This window comes from Neisseria sp. KEM232 (genome assembly GCF_002237445.1).
Lineage (GTDB): Bacteria > Pseudomonadota > Gammaproteobacteria > Burkholderiales > Neisseriaceae > Neisseria.
This window is the reverse complement of record NZ_CP022527.1, coordinates 414,240-435,513: the sequence shown is the minus strand read 5'-3', so window position 1 is coordinate 435,513 and position 21,274 is coordinate 414,240. Positions and strand designations below refer to the sequence as shown.

General features: G+C 60.5%; 23 protein-coding genes and 1 pseudogene. 15 read left to right on the top strand and 9 right to left on the bottom strand.

The features are described from left to right. Positions 1 to 67 precede the first annotated feature (67 nt). The 4 genes and pseudogenes from CGZ77_RS02055 to ruvA all read left to right on the top strand — a co-directional run bounded on the left by CGZ77_RS02055 (position 68) and on the right by ruvA (position 2,703). The gene (locus CGZ77_RS02055; RefSeq protein ID WP_009426431.1) at positions 68 to 685 is read left to right on the top strand and encodes a ComF family protein; all 618 of its coding nucleotides are present in this window, start codon (positions 68 to 70) and stop codon (positions 683 to 685) included. 155 nt (positions 686 to 840) lie between these two features. After that, positions 841 to 1,305, top strand: a complete 465-nt coding sequence (gene trmL, locus CGZ77_RS02050) for a tRNA (uridine(34)/cytosine(34)/5-carboxymethylaminomethyluridine(34)-2'-O)-methyltransferase TrmL (protein WP_009426430.1) — start codon at positions 841 to 843, stop codon at positions 1,303 to 1,305. 108 nt (positions 1,306 to 1,413) lie between these two features. After that, a pseudogene (locus CGZ77_RS02045) lies at positions 1,414 to 1,923 on the top strand (septal ring lytic transglycosylase RlpA family protein); the annotation flags it as partial. A gap of 198 nt (positions 1,924 to 2,121) precedes the next feature. Further along, positions 2,122 to 2,703: a Holliday junction branch migration protein RuvA gene (ruvA, locus tag CGZ77_RS02040; RefSeq protein WP_009426428.1), complete on the top strand. Its 582-nt coding sequence runs from the start codon at positions 2,122 to 2,124 to the stop codon at positions 2,701 to 2,703. A gap of 192 nt (positions 2,704 to 2,895) precedes the next feature. Here ruvA and CGZ77_RS11935 read toward each other — a convergent pair whose 3' ends face one another. The 7 genes from CGZ77_RS11935 to rpmH all read right to left on the bottom strand — a co-directional run bounded on the left by CGZ77_RS11935 (position 2,896) and on the right by rpmH (position 6,612). Further along, complete coding sequence (locus tag CGZ77_RS11935; protein WP_009426427.1) at positions 2,896 to 3,237, bottom strand: hypothetical protein; 342 nt, start codon at positions 3,235 to 3,237, stop codon at positions 2,896 to 2,898. A gap of 456 nt (positions 3,238 to 3,693) precedes the next feature. Continuing rightward, positions 3,694 to 5,325 carry a membrane protein insertase YidC gene (gene yidC / locus CGZ77_RS02035; RefSeq protein WP_009427529.1) on the bottom strand — a complete coding sequence of 544 codons (1,632 nt, stop codon included), beginning with the start codon at positions 5,323 to 5,325 and terminating at the stop codon, positions 3,694 to 3,696. 232 nt (positions 5,326 to 5,557) lie between these two features. Beyond that, entirely contained in the window at positions 5,558 to 5,692 is a 135-nt protein-coding gene (locus CGZ77_RS12600) for a hypothetical protein (RefSeq protein ID WP_255351491.1), read from the bottom strand. A 49-nt stretch (positions 5,693 to 5,741) separates the two neighbouring features. Next, on the bottom strand, positions 5,742 to 5,876 hold the full coding sequence (locus CGZ77_RS12595) for a hypothetical protein (protein WP_009427527.1): 135 nt from the start codon (positions 5,874 to 5,876) through the stop codon (positions 5,742 to 5,744). Positions 5,877 to 5,918: 42 nt separating this feature from the next. After that, complete coding sequence (yidD, locus tag CGZ77_RS02025; RefSeq protein ID WP_009427526.1) at positions 5,919 to 6,131, bottom strand: membrane protein insertion efficiency factor YidD; 213 nt, start codon at positions 6,129 to 6,131, stop codon at positions 5,919 to 5,921. Further along, positions 6,128 to 6,466, bottom strand: a complete 339-nt coding sequence (gene rnpA / locus CGZ77_RS02020) for a ribonuclease P protein component (protein WP_009427525.1) — start codon at positions 6,464 to 6,466, stop codon at positions 6,128 to 6,130. Before rnpA ends, yidD begins: the two co-directional genes overlap by 4 nt. Positions 6,467 to 6,477: 11 nt before the next feature. Beyond that, positions 6,478 to 6,612 (bottom strand): 50S ribosomal protein L34, encoded by a 135-nt coding sequence (rpmH, locus tag CGZ77_RS02015; protein ID WP_009427524.1) that lies wholly within the window; start codon positions 6,610 to 6,612, stop codon positions 6,478 to 6,480. Between the two features lie 248 nt (positions 6,613 to 6,860). Here rpmH and dnaA point away from each other — a divergent pair, with 248 nt between their 5' ends. The 6 genes from dnaA (at position 6,861) to CGZ77_RS01985 (ending at position 13,902) form a co-directional block, all read left to right on the top strand. Continuing rightward, entirely contained in the window at positions 6,861 to 8,405 is a 1,545-nt protein-coding gene (gene dnaA, locus CGZ77_RS02010) for a chromosomal replication initiator protein DnaA (protein WP_036496869.1), read from the top strand. 250 nt (positions 8,406 to 8,655) lie between these two features. Then, on the top strand, positions 8,656 to 9,759 hold the full coding sequence (dnaN, locus tag CGZ77_RS02005; protein WP_009427521.1) for a DNA polymerase III subunit beta: 1,104 nt from the start codon (positions 8,656 to 8,658) through the stop codon (positions 9,757 to 9,759). Between the two features lie 36 nt (positions 9,760 to 9,795). Beyond that, positions 9,796 to 10,074 carry an exodeoxyribonuclease VII small subunit gene (locus CGZ77_RS02000; protein ID WP_369799229.1) on the top strand — a complete coding sequence of 93 codons (279 nt, stop codon included), beginning with the start codon at positions 9,796 to 9,798 and terminating at the stop codon, positions 10,072 to 10,074. Then, the gene (locus tag CGZ77_RS01995; RefSeq protein WP_009427519.1) at positions 10,064 to 10,957 is read left to right on the top strand and encodes a polyprenyl synthetase family protein; all 894 of its coding nucleotides are present in this window, start codon (positions 10,064 to 10,066) and stop codon (positions 10,955 to 10,957) included. The genes CGZ77_RS02000 and CGZ77_RS01995 overlap by 11 nt, the downstream gene beginning before the upstream one ends. 241 nt (positions 10,958 to 11,198) lie before the next feature. Beyond that, entirely contained in the window at positions 11,199 to 12,050 is an 852-nt protein-coding gene (locus tag CGZ77_RS01990) for an energy transducer TonB (protein ID WP_009427517.1), read from the top strand. A gap of 175 nt (positions 12,051 to 12,225) precedes the next feature. Then, a complete protein-coding gene (locus tag CGZ77_RS01985) occupies positions 12,226 to 13,902 on the top strand; it encodes a formate--tetrahydrofolate ligase (protein ID WP_009427516.1) in 1,677 nt (558 codons plus the stop codon). Between the two features lie 61 nt (positions 13,903 to 13,963). Here the strand turns inward: CGZ77_RS01985 and CGZ77_RS11930 are convergent, their stop codons facing one another. Continuing rightward, entirely contained in the window at positions 13,964 to 14,269 is a 306-nt protein-coding gene (locus CGZ77_RS11930) for a hypothetical protein (protein WP_009424855.1), read from the bottom strand. Between the two features lie 93 nt (positions 14,270 to 14,362). On the opposite strand from CGZ77_RS11930, the gene metE reads away from it, so the two are divergent. The 5 genes from metE (at position 14,363) to CGZ77_RS01960 (ending at position 20,666) form a co-directional block, all read left to right on the top strand. Beyond that, a complete protein-coding gene (gene metE, locus CGZ77_RS01980; RefSeq protein WP_009424854.1) occupies positions 14,363 to 16,645 on the top strand; it encodes a 5-methyltetrahydropteroyltriglutamate--homocysteine S-methyltransferase in 2,283 nt (760 codons plus the stop codon). A 104-nt stretch (positions 16,646 to 16,749) separates the two neighbouring features. Continuing rightward, the gene (locus tag CGZ77_RS01975; RefSeq protein ID WP_009424853.1) at positions 16,750 to 17,913 is read left to right on the top strand and encodes a hypothetical protein; all 1,164 of its coding nucleotides are present in this window, start codon (positions 16,750 to 16,752) and stop codon (positions 17,911 to 17,913) included. A 224-nt stretch (positions 17,914 to 18,137) separates the two neighbouring features. Then, the gene (locus CGZ77_RS01970; RefSeq protein ID WP_036495411.1) at positions 18,138 to 18,869 is read left to right on the top strand and encodes a TIGR00730 family Rossman fold protein; all 732 of its coding nucleotides are present in this window, start codon (positions 18,138 to 18,140) and stop codon (positions 18,867 to 18,869) included. Positions 18,870 to 18,925: 56 nt separating this feature from the next. Next, positions 18,926 to 19,576, top strand: a complete 651-nt coding sequence (locus CGZ77_RS01965) for an HAD-IA family hydrolase (protein ID WP_094030870.1) — start codon at positions 18,926 to 18,928, stop codon at positions 19,574 to 19,576. A 40-nt stretch (positions 19,577 to 19,616) separates the two neighbouring features. Next, positions 19,617 to 20,666: a S49 family peptidase gene (locus CGZ77_RS01960; protein WP_094030869.1), complete on the top strand. Its 1,050-nt coding sequence runs from the start codon at positions 19,617 to 19,619 to the stop codon at positions 20,664 to 20,666. A gap of 271 nt (positions 20,667 to 20,937) precedes the next feature. Here CGZ77_RS01960 and CGZ77_RS12225 read toward each other — a convergent pair whose 3' ends face one another. Continuing rightward, positions 20,938 to 21,234 carry a hypothetical protein gene (locus CGZ77_RS12225; protein WP_198344889.1) on the bottom strand — a complete coding sequence of 99 codons (297 nt, stop codon included), beginning with the start codon at positions 21,232 to 21,234 and terminating at the stop codon, positions 20,938 to 20,940. Positions 21,235 to 21,274 lie beyond the last annotated feature (40 nt).

The window sequence follows — 21,274 nt, the reverse complement described above, 5'->3', positions numbered from 1 at the left end:
TTTGGCCGGGCCGCAAAGCTGCGCATTATGCCATGCGCGGGCTGAGGGCGGCATCTGCGGCGGCTGTATGGCCGATTTGCTGAAAACCGCCACGCCGCCCGAACGGGTCTGCCCGCGGTGCGGCGGCGCGGGCGACGGCGTGACGATCTGCGGCGCGTGCCAAAAGAAGCCGCCGCCGTTTGATTTGTTGTGGTCGTCGTGCGCCTACGCGCCGCCCGTCAGCGGCATCCTCCACGAATTCAAACACCTGCGCCGCTTGGAGCTGCGCCGTCCGCTCGCCTGCCTGATGGCCGCGCTGCCGCCGCCGTGGCTGCGGCACGAAGCCGTAGACGGCATACTCGCCGTGCCGCTGAGCCGAGAGCGGCAGATGGAGCGCGGCTTCAACCAGTGCACGGAACTCGCCCGCCTGATCGCGCCGTTTTTCCGCCTGTCCGTGCTGCCCGAAAACACCGTTTTCAGACGGCCTTCCGCGCCGCAAAGCACGCTGTCCTACCGCGAGCGGCTGCAAAACGCCAAAGGCTTGTTTGAGGTGCGCGGCGACGTTAAGAAACGCAATCTGCTGTTAATCGACGACGTGGCCACCACAAACGCAACATTGGCCGAACTGGCGCGGATGTTAAGACGGGCGGGGGCGGAGCGCGTTTTCTGCTGGACGCTGGCACAGGCGAAAATGCAAAGGCCTTGACGCACCGGGCAGATGGGGGCATAGTGCGCGCCGTTTTAAGTGTCTGATTTTATAGTGAGCCCAAATAAAAAACCTACGGCGTTGCTGCGCCTCGGCGTACCGGATGTACTGTCTTCGGCTTGCTGCCTTGTATCTTTTTCATTTTGACTCACTATATGTTTACTGTTGTTTTGTACCAGCCGGAAATCCCGCAGAACACCGGCAACATCATCCGCCTCTGCGCCAATACCGGCGCGGCTTTGCACCTCGTCAAGCCGCTCGGATTCCCGCTCGACTCGGCCAAAATGAAACGCGCGGGGCTGGATTACCACGAGTTCGCCAGCCTCACCGTCCACGAAAACTTCGCCGACTGCCTCGCCGCCCTCGCCGGCCGCCGCATCTTCGCGCTGACCACCAAAGGCAGCACCCGCCCCGACCAAGTGTCTTTCCGGGCGGGCGACGTTTTCCTCTTCGGCCCGGAAACGCGCGGCCTGCCCGCCGACATCCTCGAGAGCCTGCCCGCCGAACAAAAAATCCGCCTGCCGATGCGGGCAAACAGCAGAAGCATGAATTTGTCGAACACCGTTGCCGTCACCGTATTTGAAGCGTGGCGGCAAAACGGCTTTTCAGACGGCCTCTGAACGGGTTTGGCCCGCAAAGGCCGTCTGAAAACACCAAAGCAGCACCCCGCCGCACAAGAAGAGAAACAGACGCGGCACATCCCTTCAACTCCGGAACAGGACCTTGTTTTGACTCAAGCCAAAAATACTTTCTTCGCCGGCCTCGCCGCCGTTCTCTCCCTCACCGCCTGCGCCGGCGCGCAACCCGCCGCCGACCCGTCCCCCCCTTCTGCCGCCGCGTCTGCCGCGCCGAAGGTATCGGTTAAAGCAGAGCCGCTGCACAAATCGGCCAACCTCAGCTACAAAGTGGCCGGAAAACGCTACCAGCCCGCCAAGAAAGTAGAAAACTTCAGTCAGACCGGCAAAGCCTCATGGTACGGCCCCGGTTTCCACGGTAAAAAAACCTCCAACGGCGAACGCTTCGACATGGGTTCGCTCTCCGCCGCCCACCGCACCCTCCCCATCCCCAGCTACGCCCGCGTCACCAACCTTGCCAACGGCAAAAGCGTCGTCGTCCGCATCAACGACCGCGGCCCCTTCCACGGCAACCGCGTGATGGACGTTTCCAAAGCCGCCGCGCAGCAGCTGGGCTTTGTCCGCACCGGCACCGCGCAGGTGAAAATCGAACAAATCGTGCCCGACGGCAAAACCCGCCGCGAACAAAACCGCCGCAGCGGCATCGTTACCGACAACAAGGGCAAAGGCCAAACCGCCATTTAAGCGCCCTGCGCCGCCAAACCCGTGCCCCGCACGGGTTTTTTGCGCGCTTGCGCTATAATCCGCCGCCCGCCTCCCCGGCCGTTTTCAGACGGCCTACCGCACACCGAAGGAAAACCCATGATCGGCAGCCTCACCGGAAAACTGACGGAAAAACATCCGCCGCAAATCATCATCGACGTCAACGGCGTCGGCTACGAAGTCGACGTTTCCATGCAGACCTTCTACAACCTGCCGCCTGCGGGTGAAACCGTGCGCCTCTACACCCATCTGGCCGTGCGCGAAGACGCACACCTGCTGTTCGGTTTTGCCACCGCCGCCGAGCGCGCCACCTTCCGCCAACTCATCAAAGTCGGCGGCATCGGCGCGAAAACCGCCCTCGGCATCCTGTCGGCCATGAACGCCGAAGAGCTGGCGCAGGCCGTGGCGCAGGAAGACGTCAAACGCCTGTCGTCCGCGCCCGGCATCGGCAAAAAAACCGCCGAGCGCATGATTCTCGAGTTGCGCGGCAAACTCGCCGCCGCAGGCATTTCAGACGGCCTCTTCGCTCCAACCGCCGCCGACGGCAGCGACGACATCGTCAGCACCCTGCTGGCGCTGGGCTACAGCGAACGCGAAGCCCGTGCCGCCGTCAAAGGCATCGCCCCCGGCACGGAAGTGGCCGAGGGCGTGCGGCTGGCCTTGAAGAACCTGATGAAATAGGCAAAGGCCGTTCCCACCAAAACCGTGTTCTGACAAGCAGCTTCTTTCAGACGGCCTCTGTGCGTTTTTCTGTGCGGCGGGGAAACCAAAATCCCGCTGCATTCGGCCATGCCGGAAGAAACAGTCCGTTTGCTTGGCTTGCGATAAGATTTCCACCTGCGCAGAAGCAGCATTGTTTGGGGATTTGGGATTTCAGGCTTGGCGCAGGCAGCTTCGCCCCGACGGATCGGCAAAAGGCCGTCTGAAAACGCGAAATGCGGTTTCAGACGGCCTTTTGCCGCTGCCGCACACAGGGCGCGGCACGGATTGGCGGGATAAAAAACAGCCGCCGCACATTCCCACAATATGCAGCGGCCTATCCCTAAAAGACTCCGCCTTCCCGAGCGGAGCGACAGCATAGAGGCCGTCGGTTTTACCGTAATGTATTTGTTTTTCGATGCCGTAGCATCCGTTAAAAACGACCGACGCGCTGTGCATCGGTATGGGATACCAAGCAAGCTGCGTGCCAGCTTGCGGCATAGTTTGGTTTTGCATTTAGCATGATGATTTGCAAAGAAAAATAAAATTTTCGTCAAAAAACGTCTGCCGACTGTTTTTTAAAGGCGAATATTTTTTGCTTCTTTTTGCCCTTGCACGCGTTTGCGGAAACTGCGGCTTTATGCCGTTTTTCGGCAGAACATGGGCATATCGGCGGTGTGTCAAATCGCCGTCTGAAAGTTGAGGCCGTCTGAAAGTTGAGGCCGTCTGAAAGTTGAGGCCGTCTGAAAGTTGAGGCCGTCTGAAAGTTGAGGCCGTCTGAAAGTTGAGGCCGTCTGAAAGTTGAGGCCGTCTGAAAGTTGAGGCCGTCTGAAAGTTGAGGCCGTCTGAAAGTTGAGGCCGTCTGAAAGTTGAGGCCGTCTGAAAGTTGAGGCCGTCTGAAAGTTGAGGCCGTCTGAAAAAACCTGCTTCGCAGGTTTTTTCAGACGGCCTCTTTTGCTTTGCAGCGGCGGTTTAGGAAACCACTTCGCCGTTTTTGCGCTGCTGCTCGGTGCTGCGGTTAACGTACATCTGCTGGGCGATGGTCAGGATGTTGTTCACCACATAGTAGAGCACCAGCCCGGCCGGGAAGAGGAAGAACATGAAGGAGAAAACGAAGGGCATGATTTTCATCATTTTCGCCTGCATGGGGTCGGAGGGCGGCGGGTTGAGGGTAGTTTGGAACCACATGGTGGCGGTCATCAGTACGGGCAGGATGAACCAGGGGTCGTGGCGCGACAGGTCGGTAATCCAGCCCAGCCAGGGTGCCTGGCGCAGTTCGACGGAGCTGAAAATCGCCCAGTAGAGGCCGATGAAGATGGGGATTTGCAGCAGCATGGGCAGGCAGCCGCCCAGGGGGTTGATTTTTTCGTCGCGGTACATCTGCATCATGGCCTGCTGCATCGCCATGCGGTCGTCGCCGTATTGTTTTTTCAGGGCTTCGAGTTTGGGGGCGACGGCACGCATTTTCGCCATGGATTTGTAGGCGGCGTTGTTCAGCGGGAAGAGGACGATTTTGACGATAACGGTGAGCAGCACAATCGCCCAGCCCCAGTTGCCGGTGAAGCCGTGCAGTTTGTCCATCAGCCAGAAGAGGCCGGTGGCCGGCCAGTGGACGCGGCCGTAGTCTTTGACGAGTTCGAGTTTGTCGGCAACGGCGCCCAAGTCGGCGGTGGTTTGCGGGCCGGCGTAGAGGGTGGCGGCGTAGCTTTGTGTCATGCCGTTTGCCAGTTCGGGTTCGGCCACGCTGACGCCGGCGGAGTAGAGGCCGTCGGCGCGGCGTTTGATGTCGATTCGGCATTCTGTGCCGGCGCAGATGCTTTGGCCGTTTTTCGGTTGCAGTATCCACGAGGAGAAGAAGTAGTGCTGGCTCATGCCGACCCAGCCGGACTGGCTTTTGCGCTCGTATTCGGCCTGGTCGCGGCCTTTTTCAAAGTCGCTGTCGAGGTCGCCGAAGGAGACTTTTTGGAAGTCGCCCTGCGGGGTGTAGAGAACGGGGCCGGTGTAGCTGGACATGAAGTAGCCTTGTCCGGCGGGGGCTTTGCCGTCGCGGAGGATGCGGTAGACGGCGTCGGCTTTGACGGGGCGGCCGCTGCGGTTGGTGACGTCGAAACGCACGCCGATTTGGTAGCTGCCTTTGGTGAAGGTGTAGGTTTTGGCGATTTGCAGGCCGTCGGCAGTGGCGGCGGTGAGGCGCACTTCGGCTTTGTCGCCGTTTAAGGCGTATTGTTTCTGCGCGCTTTTGAAGCCGGTGCCCTGGGTGAGGCTGCGTCCGGCGGCGTCGACAAGGTCGGACTGGGCGATGTAGGTGTTGTCTTTGCCGTTTTCAAAGAGGACGAAGGGTTTGCCTTCGTCGTCGGCGGAGTTGTATTTGAGCAGGGTGAGGCCGCGCAAATCGCCGCTGGTTTCGTCGATGACGGCGGAAACGGTGTCGGTGCTGACGGTAATGGGGACGGTGGGGTTGAGGGCGGTTGGCGCGGCGGCGGCCTGCTGCACCTGTTGCTGTTGCGCGGCGGGCTGTACTTTCGGGCTGGGGAAAAGCTGTTCCCAACCCAGCAGTATCAGCAGGGCAACGGCAAAAAACACGGTCATTCTTTTGGCGTCCATACGGATGCTCCTGTGGTGTGGTCTGGATAACGGAGGGAAGGCCGTCCCCGCCTGTACCCCTTCGGGGCATAAATGCGGGGATGACGTTTCTGAAAAAGGGGGCGGTTGCGTTGCGGGCGGATACCAGCCGACCGCAAAGCGCCGCAGCATAACAGATTATGCGGCGGCATCAAATGTTTGTTCCTTATCCGTTTTCAGACGGCCTCAATGCGCAGAGGCCGTCTGAAAAGGCTTATGCTCCATCGTACAGATAAAGTGCGTTTTGCGGCAGGACGTGGCGGAAGAAACGCCATTCGCCCACCGCTATGTCGTCGATGTACACGTCGGGCTTGGACAGGAAAGCGGCGAAGCAGTGTTCCAGCTGCAAAAAACACGCGGCCTCGCGGGCGTAATCCGCGTCGCCGCTGCTCCACAGATTAAAGCGTTGCGCCTTCGGCGGTAAGCCGCTTCACGGCCTCGACGGCGGCGGGAATCGGAATGCGCACGCTGCCTGCGCTGCGCAGCAGGGTGTCGTCGACATCGACGAAAACGGTTTTCGGGCGGCGGTTCATGGCTTCGCTGTGTCCTTTGTATCGGAAAACGGGTAACAGCCATTAGGGCACGGGATCGTGCCCGTGCCCGCCCCAGGGGTGGCAGCGGGCGATACGTTTCACGGCCAACAGGCCGCCTTTGAGCGCGCCGTAGCGGCGCACGGCTTCCAGCGCGTATTGCGAACAGGTCGGCGTGTAGCGGCAGCGCGGCGGAACCAGCGGGCTGATGCAGTATTGGTAGAACCGGATCAGCAGTTGCAGCAGGCGGGCGGTCATTTTTTGTCCAGCAGCAGGCGCGAGAGTTCGGCGCGGACGGCAGGAGCGGTGTCGCGCCCGAAAGCCAGGCGCACGCGCACGATAAAATCGCGCGGCGGCAGGGCGTTTTTATGCCGTCTGAACCAGTCGCGGATGACGCGCTTCATATAGTTGCGCTCGTGGGCGCGGCGCGCGGTTTTCTTCGATACCACCAGTCCCAGCCGCGCATGGCCGCGCTCTGCGGGGTCGGAGTACGAAATTTGCAGCAGGGCGCAGCGGTATTGCTTGCGCAAAGCAAAAACGGAAGAAAATTCTTCCGTTTTCAAAAGGCGGTACTGCCTGCCGAAGCGTTCCAAAACGGTTGCGCTTACACAGACAGGCGTTTGCGGCCTTTGGCGCGGCGGGCGGCGAGAACGGCGCGGCCGCCGCGGGTGCGCGAGCGGACGAGGAAGCCGTGGGTGCGTTTGCGTTTGGTAACGGAGGGCTGGTAAGTGCGTTTCATGATATTTCCTAAATCGGTTTGGGTAAAAGCGCGGGATTACAAACCAAATCGCCGTTTTTGTCAATCAAAATAAAGCAGTTCGCGGCGGCGGGCGTTTTCAGACGGCCTTTTGCGACAAGGCTTTGCGGGCTCTGCCGCGTGGCGGCGGCGGCGTATTTCCGCTATAATCCGCCGCTCTTTCGCGCGCGGTTAAAGACACTGCGCCTATCTGAATGATTTTCCGACGGTTTTTTCTTTTTATGAACACCATGACGCCCGCCGAGTTTTGGCCGCTTTGCCTGCGCCGCCTGCACGAAACGCTGACCGCGCAGCAGTTTGACACGTGGATCGCGCCGCTGACCGTGGGCGAAGAGGACGGCGCGTGGGTGGTCTACGGCAAAAACCAGTTTGCCGTCAATATGCTGAAAACCCAATTTGCCGCCGCGTTCGAGGCCGTGCGCGCCGAGCTTGCGCCCGAGCAGCCGCCGCTGGTGTTCAAAGCGGGATGCGGCGCGTCTTATCCGATGGCGGCATCAGAGGAGAGGCCGTCTGAAAACGGAAACGGCACAAGCGCCGCGCCGCAGGCACAAGAGACGCCCGTTTCCCAATCCGATACGGCCGCAGCCGCCAAAGTGCAGGCCAAGCCCGCCGCCAAACAGAGCGCGCAGGACATTTTGGCCGAACGTCTGAAAAACCTACCCGCCAAACCTGCGGCGGCTGCGGGCATACAAGATGCCGCGCCCTCGTCGGCTAAACCTGCCGCGGCCGAAACGCCGCGCGAAACGACGAATGCCCAGTCCAACCTGTCGGCCGAATACACCTTCGACACGCTGGTGGAAGGCAAGGGCAACCGCATCGCCGCCGCCGCCGCCCGCAACATCGCCGAAAATCCCGGCCAAGGCTACAACCCCTTCTTTCTCTACGGCAGCACCGGCCTGGGCAAAACCCACCTTGTGCAGGCCGTCGGCAACGAGCTGCTGAAAAACAATCCCAAGGCCAAAGTGCGCTACATGCACGCCGACGAATACATCCGCAGCCTGATGAGCGCCTTCCGCAGCAACAACTACGACACCTTCAAACAGCAATACCGCCAATACGACCTGCTCATCATCGACGACATCCAGTTCATCAAGGGCAAAGACCGCACGATGGAAGAATTCTTCTATCTGTACAACCACTTCCACACCGAAAAAAAACAGCTCATCCTTACCTGCGACGTGCTGCCGACCAAAATCGAAGATATGGACGACCGCCTCAAATCGCGCTTTTCCTGGGGTTTGACGCTGGAACTCGAACCGCCCGAATTTGAAATGCGCGTTGCCATTTTGCAGAAAAAGGCCGAAGCCTCGGGCGTGACCCTGCGCGAAGACGCCGCCTTTTTCATCGCCAAACACATCCGCTCCAACGTGCGCGAACTCGAAGGCGCGTTCAAGCGCGTCGAAGCCAGCAGCCGCTTCCAGAAAAAGCCCATCGATATCGACCTGGCCGCCGAAGCCTTGCAGGACATCGTCGCCAGCGCCTACAAAGTCATTACCGCCGAGCTGATACTCGACACCGTCGCCAAACACTACCGCGTCAAAATCAGCGAGCTGCTCGGCAAAAAGCGCACGCGCAACATCGCCCGCCCGCGCCAGGTGGCCATGAGTCTTACCAAAGACCTCACCAACCTCAGCCTGCCCGCTATCGGCGACGCTTTCGGCGGCCGCGACCACACCACCGTCATGCACGGCATCAAAGCCGTTGCCAAGCTGCGGCAGGAAGACCCCGAGCTGGCGCAGGACTACGAAAAACTGCTGATACTGATACAGAACTGAGCTTTCAGACGGCCTCTTAATATAGTGAGCCAACACGAAAATCTACGGCGTTGCTGCGCCTTAGCTCGAAGAGGGCGGTTTTCTACGGCATTGGAAATGCCAAGAAAACCTGCCCCGTACTACTTGTACTGCCTGCGGCTTGCTGCCTTGTATCTTTCCGTGTTGCTTCACTATATTAGAGTTATTAACATTAAAGGCCGTCTGAAAAACAAAAATCCGCCTTTTCTCTTAAATCAAATAAGGAAAACCCATGCTGATACTGCAAGCCGACCGCGACAGCCTGCTCAAACCCCTGCAGGCCGTCACCGGCATCGTCGAACGCCGCCACACCCTGCCCATCCTCTCCAACGTTTTACTCGAAAGCGCGCACGGCCAGACCAACATCCTCGCCACCGACCTCGAAATCCAAATCAACACCGCCGGCCCCGAAAGCGAAGCCGGCGATTTCCGCATCACCACCAACGCCAAAAAACTGCAAGACATCCTGCGCGCCCTGCCCGAAGGCGCGCAAGTCGCCCTCGATTGGGCGCAAAACCGCCTCACCCTCAAAGCGGGCAAATCCCGTTTCGCCCTGCAAACCCTGCCCGCCGAAGACTTCCCCCTGATGAGCGTCGGCGAAGAAGTCAGCTCCGCCTTCTCCCTGCCGCAGGAAACCCTCAAAACCATGCTCGCCCAAGTGCAGTACAGCATGGCCGTGCAGGACATCCGCTACTACCTCAACGGCCTTTTGATGCAGACCGAAGGCAGCCAGCTGCGCCTCGTCGCCACCGACGGCCACCGCCTCGCCTACTCCGCCGCCGCCATCGAAGCCGACCTGCCCAAAGCCGAAGTCATCCTGCCGCGCAAAACCGTGCTCGAACTCTTCAAACTGCTCAACCGCCCCGAAGAGCAGGTCAGCGTCGAGCTGCTCGGCAACCAGGTGCGCTTCCGCTGCAACGATTCCGTCATCGTCAGCAAAGTCGTCGACGGCAAATTCCCCGACTTCAACCGCGTCATTCCGCTCGACAACGACAAAATCTTCGTCCTCAACCGCGCCAACCTGCTCGGTGCCTTGGAGCGTGCCGCCATCCTTGCCAACGAAAAATTCAGAGGCGCCCGCCTGCACCTGCAACCCGGCCTGCTGAGCGTCGTGTGCAGCAACAACGAACAGGAAGAAGCGCGCGAAGAACTCGAAATCGCCTATCAGGGCGGCGAACTCGAAGCCGGCTTCAACATCAACTACCTGATGGACATCCTGCGCAACGTCCACGCCGAAGACATCCAGCTTGCCTTCGGCGACGCCAACCGCTCCACCCTGTTCACCATCCCCAACAACCCCAACTTCAAATATATCGTCATGCCCATGCGCATTTAGAGCATATCGAGCACCGTCAGGCCGTCTGAACCCTTGATACGGAGGTTTCAGACGGCCTCTTCCCATCCGAATCCGTCCCCAAATACCGCCATGAAAAAAGCCCCCAAATCCTTCGAAGAGGCCATGAAACGCCTCGAAACCCTCACCGAAGCCATGCAAAACGCCGACATGCCCCTCGAAGACGCCCTTGCCGCCTATCAGGAAGGCAGCGCCCTCGTCAAATACTGCCAAGACAAACTCGCCGAAGTCGAACAAAAACTGCACATCATCGATTCAGACGGCCTCATCAAGGAATTCGCCCCCGATGGACAATAGCGACCTCAAACACTGGCAGGCACAGGCACAGGCGCAAACCGAGCTGCTGCTGCAAAGCCTGATGCCGTCTGAAAACCAAGTCCCGCAGGATTTGCACCAAGCCATGCGCTACGCCGCCCTCGGCGGCGGCAAACGCCTGCGCCCCCTGCTCGTACTCGCCGCCTCGCAGCTCGGACAGGCCGATCCCGACGCCGTCGGACACGCCATGGCCGCCGTCGAACTCATCCACGTCTACTCCCTCGTCCACGACGACATGCCCGCCATGGACAACGACAGCCTGCGGCGCGGCAAACCCACCTGCCACATCCGCTACGGCGAAGCCGCCGCCCTGCTCGCGGGCGACGCCCTGCAAACCCTCGCCTTCGACATCCTCGCCCGCCCCACAGATCTGCTGCCCGCGCGCCAGCTCAAAATGCTCTCCGTCCTCGCCCGCGCCGGCGGCAGCCTCGGCATGGCGGGCGGACAGGCCGTCGACCTCGCCAACGTCGGCAAACCCCTGGCTCAGGCGCAGCTCGAACAAATGCACAGCCTCAAAACCGGCGCCCTCATCCGCGCCGCCGCCGCCCTCGGCGGCCTCGCCTGCCCCGACATCGACGACACCGCCCTGCAACACATCGACCGCTACGCCGAACGCCTCGGCCTCGCCTTCCAAGTCATCGACGACGTGCTCGACTGCGAAGCCGACACCGCCACCCTCGGCAAAACCGCCGGCAAAGACGCCGAACAAAACAAACCCACCTACGTTTCCCTGATGGGACTCGCCGCCGCCCGCCGCTACGCCGAAAGCCTCACCGCCGAAGCCGCCGCCGCCCTCGAACCCTTCGGCAAACGCGCCGAACGCCTGCGCCAGCTCGCGCAATTCGTCACCGCACGCAAAAAGTGAACGGCCGGCTAGGGGCTGTTTGCATTTGGTTTGTGAAGCGGATTTTGCGTCAGAAAGCGGCAGGTGCAAGGCGAAAATACGATCCTATGCCGTCCATAGGCGAGTATTTTCAACGCGGCAGATGCCGTTTTATGGCGTAAAAGCCGCCGCAATACCAAATGCAAACAGCTCCTAAGGCCGTCTGAATCCTGTTTTACGGTTTTCAGACGGCCAACCCTTTCCCGCCACAACAAATGCGGGAATGATGTTTCCGAAACCGTTTTTCAGAAACGTCATCCCGCATTTATGCCCCGAAGGGGTACAGGCGGGAACGGCCTTCCACTACACAGGCCGTCTGAGAAAACTGTTCTCCGTAACCAAAGAAAGCAAAAACACCATGTCCCGCCCCCTGATTCTATTGTCCGCCGCCCTGCTGCTGGCCGCGCCTGCCGTCCAAGCTGCGCCGAAAGCGGAGAAAGCGGCGAAAAAAACGCCTGCCGCAGCGGCAGGCCGCCAAGATGCCGAAGAAACCGTCCTCCTGCCGCCCGTATTCCGCGATGCCGAAACCGACAAGACGGGCTTTCCGCAAACCGGCCGCGCCATCTGGCGGCTGCATGCCGACGCCAACGGCAAAGTCGTCCGCCGCGAACAGGAAACAGACCGCGCCGTTGCCAAACAGGCGGCGGCTATCGGCAATCTGCCGCAGGAATTTCCGCCGCGCGAACGCTGCGGAGAGCGGCAAAGCCAAAGCGGCGCAAGCGAAACCGTCTGCCGCAAAGTGCCGTTTACCGTGGTGCAGGAAGCGTATTTCGTGATTCCGCAAAATCTTGCCGCAGACAAAACGCAGTTTGCCGAGGCCGTGCAGACCGTGCCGCCCCGCCCCGTCTATCCTCCCCTGTCGATGGAAAACGGAGAAGAAGGCACAAGCGTCGTGCGCGCCGCCGTCGCCCCCGACGGCAGGGCTTACGGCGCACATACGGAAAAATCATCCGGCCATCGGCTGCTCGACCGCTTCGCCGTCAAAGGCATGGATGCCGCCCGCTTCCAACCCGCCCGCTACCGTGGCAAACCCGTCTGGCAGGCGGTGGTCGCGCCAATCGCGTTCAGGTTGTGAGCAGTAATCAAAATGCCGCCGCAAAGGCCGTCCCCGATCGGGAACGGCCTTTGCATGAATCCCGCTTGATCGCCGCAGCAATATTTTTCAGCCGCGCCGAGTGCCCCTTTCAGACGGCCTCCCTTATAATCCGCCCGACTGCAACCCCTTGTCCCATCTTGAAAAGGAAACCCCCATGAGTTTCAAAACCGACGCCCAAATCGCCCGCGAAGCCGACATCCGCCCCATCCGCGAAATCGCCGCCAAACTCGGCATCGGCGAAGAGCAGCTTGAGCCCTACGGCCATTACAAAGCCAAAATCACCCCCGCCGACGCGTTCAGACTACCCAATAAAAACGGCCGCCTGATTCTGGTTACCGCCATCAACCCCACCCCCGCCGGCGAAGGCAAAACCACCGTCACCATCGGCCTGGCCGACGCGCTCAACCGCATCGGCAAACAGGCCGCCGTCGCCATCCGCGAGCCATCGCTCGGCCCCGTGTTCGGCATCAAAGGCGGCGCGGCGGGGGGCGGCTACGCGCAAATGCTGCCGATGGAAGACATCAACCTGCACTTCACCGGCGATTTCCACGCCATCGGCGCGGCCAACAACCTGTTGGCCGCGATGATCGACAACCACATCTACCAAGGCAACGCACTGAACATCGACCCCAAACGCGTGCTGTGGCGCCGCGCCGTCGATATGAACGACCGCCAGCTGCGCAACATCGTCAGCGGCAACGGCAAACCCACCGACGGCGTGCTGCGCCCCGACGGCTTCGACATCACCGTCGCCAGCGAAGTGATGGCCGTGTTCTGCCTGGCCCGCGACCTGGCCGATTTGAAAGAACGCCTCGGCAACATGCTTGTTGCCTACGCCAAAGACGGCAGCCCCGTTTTTGCCCGCGACCTGAACGCCCAAGGCGCGATGGCCGCCCTCTTGAAAGACGCGCTCAAACCCAATCTGGTGCAAACCATCGGCGGCACGCCCGCCTTCGTCCACGGCGGCCCCTTCGCCAATATCGCCCACGGCTGCAACTCGGTAACCGCCACCCGCCTTGCCCTGCATCTGGCCGACTACGCCGTTACCGAAGCCGGCTTCGGCGCCGATTTGGGTGCGGAAAAATTCTGCGACATCAAATGCCGCCTTTCCGGCCTCAAACCCGATGCCGCCGTGGTCGTCGCCACCGTGCGCGCACTCAAATACAACGGCGGCGTGCCCAAAGAAGAGCTGGGCGCGGAAAACCTCGAAGCCCTGCAACGCGGCCTGCCCAACCTGCTCAAACACATCGCCAACCTCAAAACCGTCTTCGGCCTGCCCGTGGTCGTCGCCATCAACCGCTTCGTTTCCGACACCGACGCCGAACTCGCCCTGATTCAGACGGCCTGTGCCGAACACGGCGTGGAAGTATCGCTGGCCGAAGTGTGGGGCAAAGGCGGCGAAGGCGGCGCGGACTTGGCGCGCAAAGTCGTTTCCGCCATCGAAAACCAGCCCAACAATTTCGCCTACGCCTATGATGTCAACAACAGCATCCCCGACAAGCTGCGCGCCATCGCGCAAAAAATCTACGGCGCGGCCGATGTAGACTTCAGTGCCGAAGCACGCGCGGAAATCGCGTCTTTGGAAAAACTGGGCTTGGACAAACTGCCTGTGTGCGTGGCGAAAACGCAATATTCGTTCAGCGACAACGCCAAACTTCTGGGCTGTCCGAGCGGCTTCACCATCACCGTCCGCAGCCTGACCCTGTCTGCCGGCGCGGGCTTCATCGTCGCCGTCTGCGGCAGCATCATGAAAATGCCCGGCCTGCCCAAAGTGCCCTCGGCCGAGAAGATTGATGTGGATGAAAACGGCAATATTACGGGGCTGTTTTAAACAGAGATAAGCTCGCCCTGCGGCAAGAGGCCGTCTGAAAAAACCTGCTTCGCAGGTTTTTTCAGACGGCCTCAACCATTTCAGGCAACAGCATTTGCTGTCTGAAATACCGTTTGTCGGATAAAAACATCGCTTGATAAAAAATATTGACAAATAAAATTTGCACAAAATCCGTTATGCGTGCATAATCCGCGGCCACATCGACAGCGGATTTTGCAGCGGCACCAAGCCGCCGTTGCGGGAAATCTTTTGTTTTTGTGTATTCTCTCTGTTTTCGAGCCCCCGTTACGGGGGCGTTTTTTTGCCCTGCGTTCCGCCTTTGCCGCAGTCGCGCCGTCAAACGGCCTGCGCCATTAAATTCATTCATGTAAAATCCGAAAATAACTCGTTTGCCTGCCGCCGAGCAAAGGCGCAAGATGCGAGCATCACCGTTTTCCCATTTTCCCCAAGGAGACCATCCATGACCACATTCCACCTCTCCGGCTACCCGCGCATCGGTGCCAAACGCGAGCTGAAATTCGCCGTCGAAGCCTTTTGGAAAGGCGCCAAATCCGAAGCCGAGCTGCGCGAAACCGCCGCCGAAATCCGCCGTCTGAACTGGGCGGCGCAGAAAGCCGCAGGCGCGGATCTTGTGCCCGTCGGCGATTTTTCTTTCTACGACCATGTGCTCGACACCCTGTGCACGCTGGGCGCGATTCCCAAACGCTTCGGCTTCGACGCCGCCAAACTGACGCTGCCGGAATACTTCCAGCTGGCGCGCGGCAACGCCACCCAGTTTGCGATGGAAATGACCAAATGGTTTGACACCAACTACCACTACATCGTTCCCGAATGGCACGCCGACACCGAGTTTTCCGTGAACGTCGCCAACCTGATTGCCCAGATTCAGGAAGCCAAAGCGCAAGGCCACGACATCAAGCCGACGCTGGTCGGCCCGCTGACCCTGCTGTGGCTGGGCAAGAAAAAAGAAGAGTTCGGCTGCCGCGTCAAAACCCTGCTGCCCAAACTGCTGCCCGCCTACGCGCAACTCTTGCGCGAGCTGGCCGCCGCCGGTGCCGACTGGGTGCAGATTGACGAGCCGATTCTCGCCGCCGACGCGCCGCAAGCCTATCTCGACGCCTTCGCCGGCGTGTATCAGGAGCTGGCCAACACCGGCGTGCGCATCATCATCGGCACTTATTTCGCTTCCGTCGCCGAACATCTCGAGCTGCTCAAATCCCTGCCGGTACACGGCGTGCACATCGACTGCGTACGCGCCCCCGAGCAGCTGGCCGTGTTTTCCCAAGGCTGGCCGCAAAACAAAGTGCTGTCCGTCGGTCTGATCGACGGTCGCAACGTATGGCGTGCCAACCTGAACAAAGTCATCGACACGCTCAAACCCGTTCAGGAAAAATTCGCCAATAATCTGTGGATTTCCCCCAGCTGCTCGCTGCTGCACAGCCCGCAGGACTTGGCGGTTGAAGAAAAACTCGACGCCGAAATCAAATCGTGGATGGCCTTTGCCGCACAGAAACTGGTCGAACTGGGCACTGTCAAACGCGCACTGGAAAACGGCAAAGACAGCGTGAAAGACGCACTGGCCGCTTCCGATGCCGCCGCCGCCGACCGCGCCACCAACAAAAAAATCCACAATCCCGCCGTACAAGAGCGAGTAGGCAGCCTGAAAGCAGGCGAAGACCAACGCAAATCGCCCTTCCCCGCACGCATCAAAGCGCAACAGGAATGGATGAAACTGCCGCTGTTGCCCACCACCACCATCGGTTCGTTCCCGCAAACCGCCGAAATCCGTCAGGCGCGCGCCGCCTTCAAAAAAGGCGAACTCTCCGCCGCCGACTACGACGCCGCGATGAAAAAAGAAATCGCCTACTGCGTCGAAGTGCAGGAAAAACTGGAAATCGACGTACCCGTCCACGGCGAAGCCGAGCGCAACGACATGGTCGAATACTTCGGCGAGCAGTTGGCCGGCTACTGCTTCACCCAGTTCGGCTGGGTGCAGAGCTACGGCAGCCGCTGCGTCAAACCGCCCGTTATCTTCGGCGACGTCTCCCGCCCCGCGCCGATGACCGTTTACTGGTCGTCCTACGCGCAAACCCTGACCAAACGCCCGATGAAAGGCATGCTCACCGGCCCGGTTACCATGTTCAAATGGTCGTTTGTGCGCGACGACATCCCACTGTCGGTCGTCGCCAAACAAATCGCCCTAGCGCTGAACGACGAAGTGCTGGACTTGGAAAAAGCCGGCATCAAAGTCATCCAGATTGACGAGCCCGCCATCCGCGAAGCCATGCCGCTGAAAAAAGCGCAATGGGAGGAATACCTCGCCTGGGCCTGCGAAGCCTTCCGCCTGTCCAGCACCGGCGCCGAAGACAGCACCCAGATCCACACCCATATGTGCTACTCCGAGTTCAACGACATCCTGCCCGCGATTGCTTCGATGGACGCCGACGTCATCACCATCGAAACCTCGCGCTCCGATATGGAACTTCTGACCGCATTCGGCGACTTCAAATACCCCAACGACATCGGCCCGGGTGTGTACGACATCCACAGCCCGCGCGTGCCGACCGAAGGCGAAGTCGAACACCTGCTGCGCAAAGCGATGGAAGTCGTGCCCGTCGAGCGCCTGTGGGTCAACCCCGACTGCGGCCTGAAAACCCGCGGCTGGACGGAAACGCTGCAACAGCTCGAAGTGATGATGGACGTAACCAAAAAACTGCGCGGCGAGTTGGACAACAAACGCTAAACGCAGCCCAAGCCGGACAAAGGCCGTCTGAAAACCCCGAAAAAGGTTTTCAGACGGCCTTTTCGGCAAAGCGCCCGCCGCAAGCGATACACCGAGAAAACACCATGAGAAAAACATCCTTATCCCTTCTGTGCGCCGCCCTGCTGCCGCTCGTTGCCGCCTGCGGCAGCCGCAGAGAAAGCGCCGACCCGCCCGCATCCGCGCCGCAGCCCGTCCAAACCGCATCTGCCGCCGAGGGCAAAGCCGCAGGACAAAGCGTTGCCGACAATCCGCGTTACACGCGCAATCTCAACCATCCCTTTGTCAGCCCGCTCGACATCCTCTTCATCTATTTCGATACCGATCCCAAAGCCGCAACCGATCCTTCTATTCTGAAAAAAGCCGAAGACAAAAGCCGCGAGCTGGTCGACGAATACCGGCGCACGGGCAAAATCGCCTTGGACGGGCCTGACTACGGCAACCCCGCCGCGCTGGCCGAATTCCGCATCCGCCTCGGCGCGCAGGCCGATTTGGGCTATTCGATTTTCGGCGTCGGCAGAGTCTCCTTCCAAACCGACGAAACGGGGCGCGTGCTCACCGCCGAGCGCGACATCAGCGACGCCGAAGGCTATACGCGGCTGAAATACAGCTATTGGAACGGGCAGCCGTTCAGCCTTGCCCTGCAATATGCCGGCGCCGACAAACAGGAAGGCATCCAAACCTTCATCTATGTCAACCGCCAATGGCTGCCGCTGCGCCCCGAAACACCCCTGCCCGCGGCCTACCGCAACTGCGCCGCCTGCACCGACGAAGCGCACGCACTGCTGGCGGAAAAAGAAAAACTCGCCAACGGCGAATCGCCCGAACAAGCCGCTTTGGCGCACGCAACGGCGGCAGCCAAGCGCAATATCGGCCTGATCGACAAACGCGACCTGCCCGAGCTGATGATAGAAGGTGCAACGAAAAACAGCCTCACCCTCGGCCACGACGAAGAAGGGCGTCCCGAAAAACTCTATTACAGCTTCGGCGACAGCCGCCGCGTCCACAGCTACCAGTTCTATTTCCGCGACGGCAGCCCCGTGTCCGCCGAAGCCTCGACGATTTTCTACCGCCCTGACGGCAGCATCGACACCGGCAAAACGGGCTACGAACAGAAAATCCTCTTTGCCGCCGACGGCAGCTTTGAGAAAAACGACACCGCCAACCCGCCGCCCGAGCGCCCGATTAGCGCCAAAAGCTGGCGGGAAGAGACGCAGCGCATGATCCGTCTGGCCGGACAATACCGCTGAACGGCAAGGCAACGAGGCCGTCTGAAAGCCACGAATCGGGTTTTAACTTCGTTGCAGCTTCGCTTTCAGACGGCCTTTTGCCCACCGAACACAAGCGCCCGCACCATACGGGATGCACAGAGGCCGTCTGAAAACAATCAGGCGCTTTCAGACGGCCTCCGATATTGCCCGCCGCACCGAAACCGTTTATAACCGCCCGCGTCCACAACCAAGGAAACTCCACCATGCCCCTGCGCGACAAACTGCCCGACCCCATGCTGCCCGAAAACACCCGCCGCGACATCCAATCGCGCGAGAGCTACCACCTCTTGAAAATCATGTCCGAATTTCTCGAAGCGGGCGAAGAGCTGCGCGCCGTGCAGCCCGCCGTCAGCATCTACGGCAGCGCCCGCATCCCCCCCGAACACCCCGACTACCTCTTGGCCGAACAAATCGCCCGCATCCTGTCCGACGCAGGGTTTTCCGTTATCTCGGGCGGCGGCCCCGGTATCATGGAAGCCGCCAACAAAGGCGCGTTTGCCGGACGCAGCCCCGCCGTCGGCCTCAACATCCTCCTGCCGCACGAACAGCACGCCAACCCCTATCAGGACCTGTCCGTCACCTTCCGCCATTTTTTCCCGCGCAAAGTCATGTTCGTCAAACACGCCGTCGCCTACGTCGTCATGCCCGGCGGCTTCGGCACGCTCGACGAACTCTTCGAAAGCCTCACCCTCGTGCAGACCGGCAAAACGCCGCACCGCCCCATCATCCTCGTCGGCCGCAGCTTCTGGCAGGGTTTGGCCGACTGGATGGAAGATCAGCTCGCCGGACGCGGCCTGATCGCCCCGAGCGACATGGAACTTTTCGAAATCCTCGACGACGCCCAAGCCGTGGCCGAACGCATCTTCCGCCACTACGAAAACTGCACCGACGGCTTCTGCATCAACGCCAAAGCCGATTGGGGGCTGGGCTTGTAAACAGAGCCGCCGCAACAAAAAAAGCCGCTTTCAGACGGCCTTCAAAGGAGAAAACCATGCAGCCCAAACTCATCATCTTCGACTGGGACGGCACACTGGCCGACACCACCGGCCCCATCATCGAAACCGTACGGCAGTCGTTTTACGAATGCGGCCTCGCCAAACCTCCTGCCGACCGCATCCGCAACCTCATCGGCCACTCCCTCGCCCAAATGATGCACCTGCTTGCCCCCGATGCCGACGCGCACAAACACGAAGAACTCGTCGAAACCTACGCCGCCCGCTACCTGCACCCCGACAACCGCCAAATGCGCCTCTTCCCCGATGCCCTGCCCGCCCTCGACACCCTCAAAGCACGCGGCTTTTGGCTCGCCGTCGCCACCGGCAAAGGACGCAGCGGCCTCGACCTTGCCATCGCCCAAACCCGCACCGCAGACTACTGGCTCGCCACCGCCACCGCTAGCGAATACCCCTCCAAACCCGCACCCGACATGGTGCTCGAAATCTGCGGCGAACTCGGCCTGATGCCGTCTGAAAGCCTCGTCGTCGGTGACACCGCCTACGACCTCGAAATGGCCGCAAACGCAGGCGCGCGCGGCGTCGGCCTCACCACCGGCGCACACGATGCCGAAACCTTGCGCGGCGCCCCGAATATCGGTATCTTGCCCCGACTGGCCGAACTGCCCGCCCTAATCGCAAGCCTCTGAGGCCGTCTGAAACACCCGTCACACATCCACAGGAAACCCCATGAGCTTCAAAATCCAACGCGAAGAAGAACAGCGCGACGAAAACACCCCGCAACAAACCGCCCCGCAGACCGCCCCCGCCGAAAGTTGGGAGCGCGACACCCTCTACAAACTCCTCCTCAGCGTCCACAAAGAACAACGCAGCAGCCGCTTCTGGCGCAACGTCTGGCGCGGCGTCGGCGCGCTTCTTTTCGCCGCCACCCTCTTCACCTTCCACAGCTGCGCCACCGGCAGCTTCGACAGCGGCAGCGGCCTGGAAAAAGTCCTCGGCGCAAAAAGCAAAGCGCACACCGCCGTCATCAAACTCGAAGGCGTCATCGGCGGCGGCCACCAAGACCAAGTCGCCATGCTGCGCGACGGCCTCGAAGCCGCCTACGCCGACAAAAACGTCAAAGGCATTATCATCCGCGCCAACTCCCCCGGCGGCTCGCCCGTCGTTTCCAACACCGCCTTCAACGAAATCCGCCGTCTCAAAGAACAACACAAAGACATCCCCGTCTACCTCGTCGCCCAAGACCTCTGCGCCTCCGGCTGCTACTACATCGCCGCCGCCGCCGACAAAATCTACGCCGACCCATCCAGCCTCGTCGGCAGCATCGGCGTCATCGGCGGTGGCTTCGACTTCACCGGCCTGATGGACAAACTCGGCGTCAAACGCCGTCTGAAAATTGCCGGCAGCAACAAAGGCATGGGCGACCCCTTCACCCCCGAAACCCCCGAGCAGCAGGCCATCTGGCAGCAAATGCTCGACCAGATTCACGGCGAATTCATCAAGGCCGTCAAAACCGGACGCGGCAGCCGTCTGAAAACAAACGACCCGCAAATCTTCAGCGGCCGCATCTACACCGGCATCGAAGCCGAAAAAACCGGCCTTATCGACGGCTTCGGCAGCGTATACAGCGTCGCCCGCGATGAAATCAAAGCCCCCGACCTCGTCGACTACACTCCCGAAGACGACGGCTTCGCCCGCGCCCTCAGCCGCCGCCTCAACAGCGAAGTGCGCGACGGCGTGCGCGACGGCCTGCAAAGCCTGCACAACCAAAACTGGTAAACGGTAGAGAGAAAAAAGGCCGTCTGAAAACCTTCATCGGGTTTTCAGACGGCCTTTGCTTCGCCGCTCTCACGCAGGCGTGAATGATGTCAGGGAAATGTTCAGACGGCCTTTCAGGATTTTGGTTTCGTTGGAATTGCGCTTTCAGGCAAACTGTGCGGCCGTCTGAAAAGCAGCCTGAGAACGGCGGGGCAACTGTTTTCCCTCTCCCGCTTGCGGGGGAGGGCTAGGGTGGGGGCTTGCGATGCTTCGGCAACTTTTGCGGGAGGCGTCACAAAAGCAGTTCTGCGAACTGCCACCTCCTCCCCAACCCTCCCCTGCGCCCAAGTGTACAGACCGGACACATAAGTAACACCTGTGCGGGGACATGGGTAACAGTTTTTCGGGCAGTTTGGCAGAAGTCGTTCAGGTCAATCCGGCCGAGGCGGTAGAAGCAGAAATAGATTTCGTACACCCCGTCTTCGCTTTGTACCGGACGGCAGGCTACGGTTTGTCCGACCAGCCCTTTGCCGATGCGTATCTGCCGACCCGGCAGGCTGATGTGGCCGTTGGTGTCCGTTTTGCGCACCAAGTCTCCCGGCAGGTATTCGACCGGTGCCAAGTGTTCG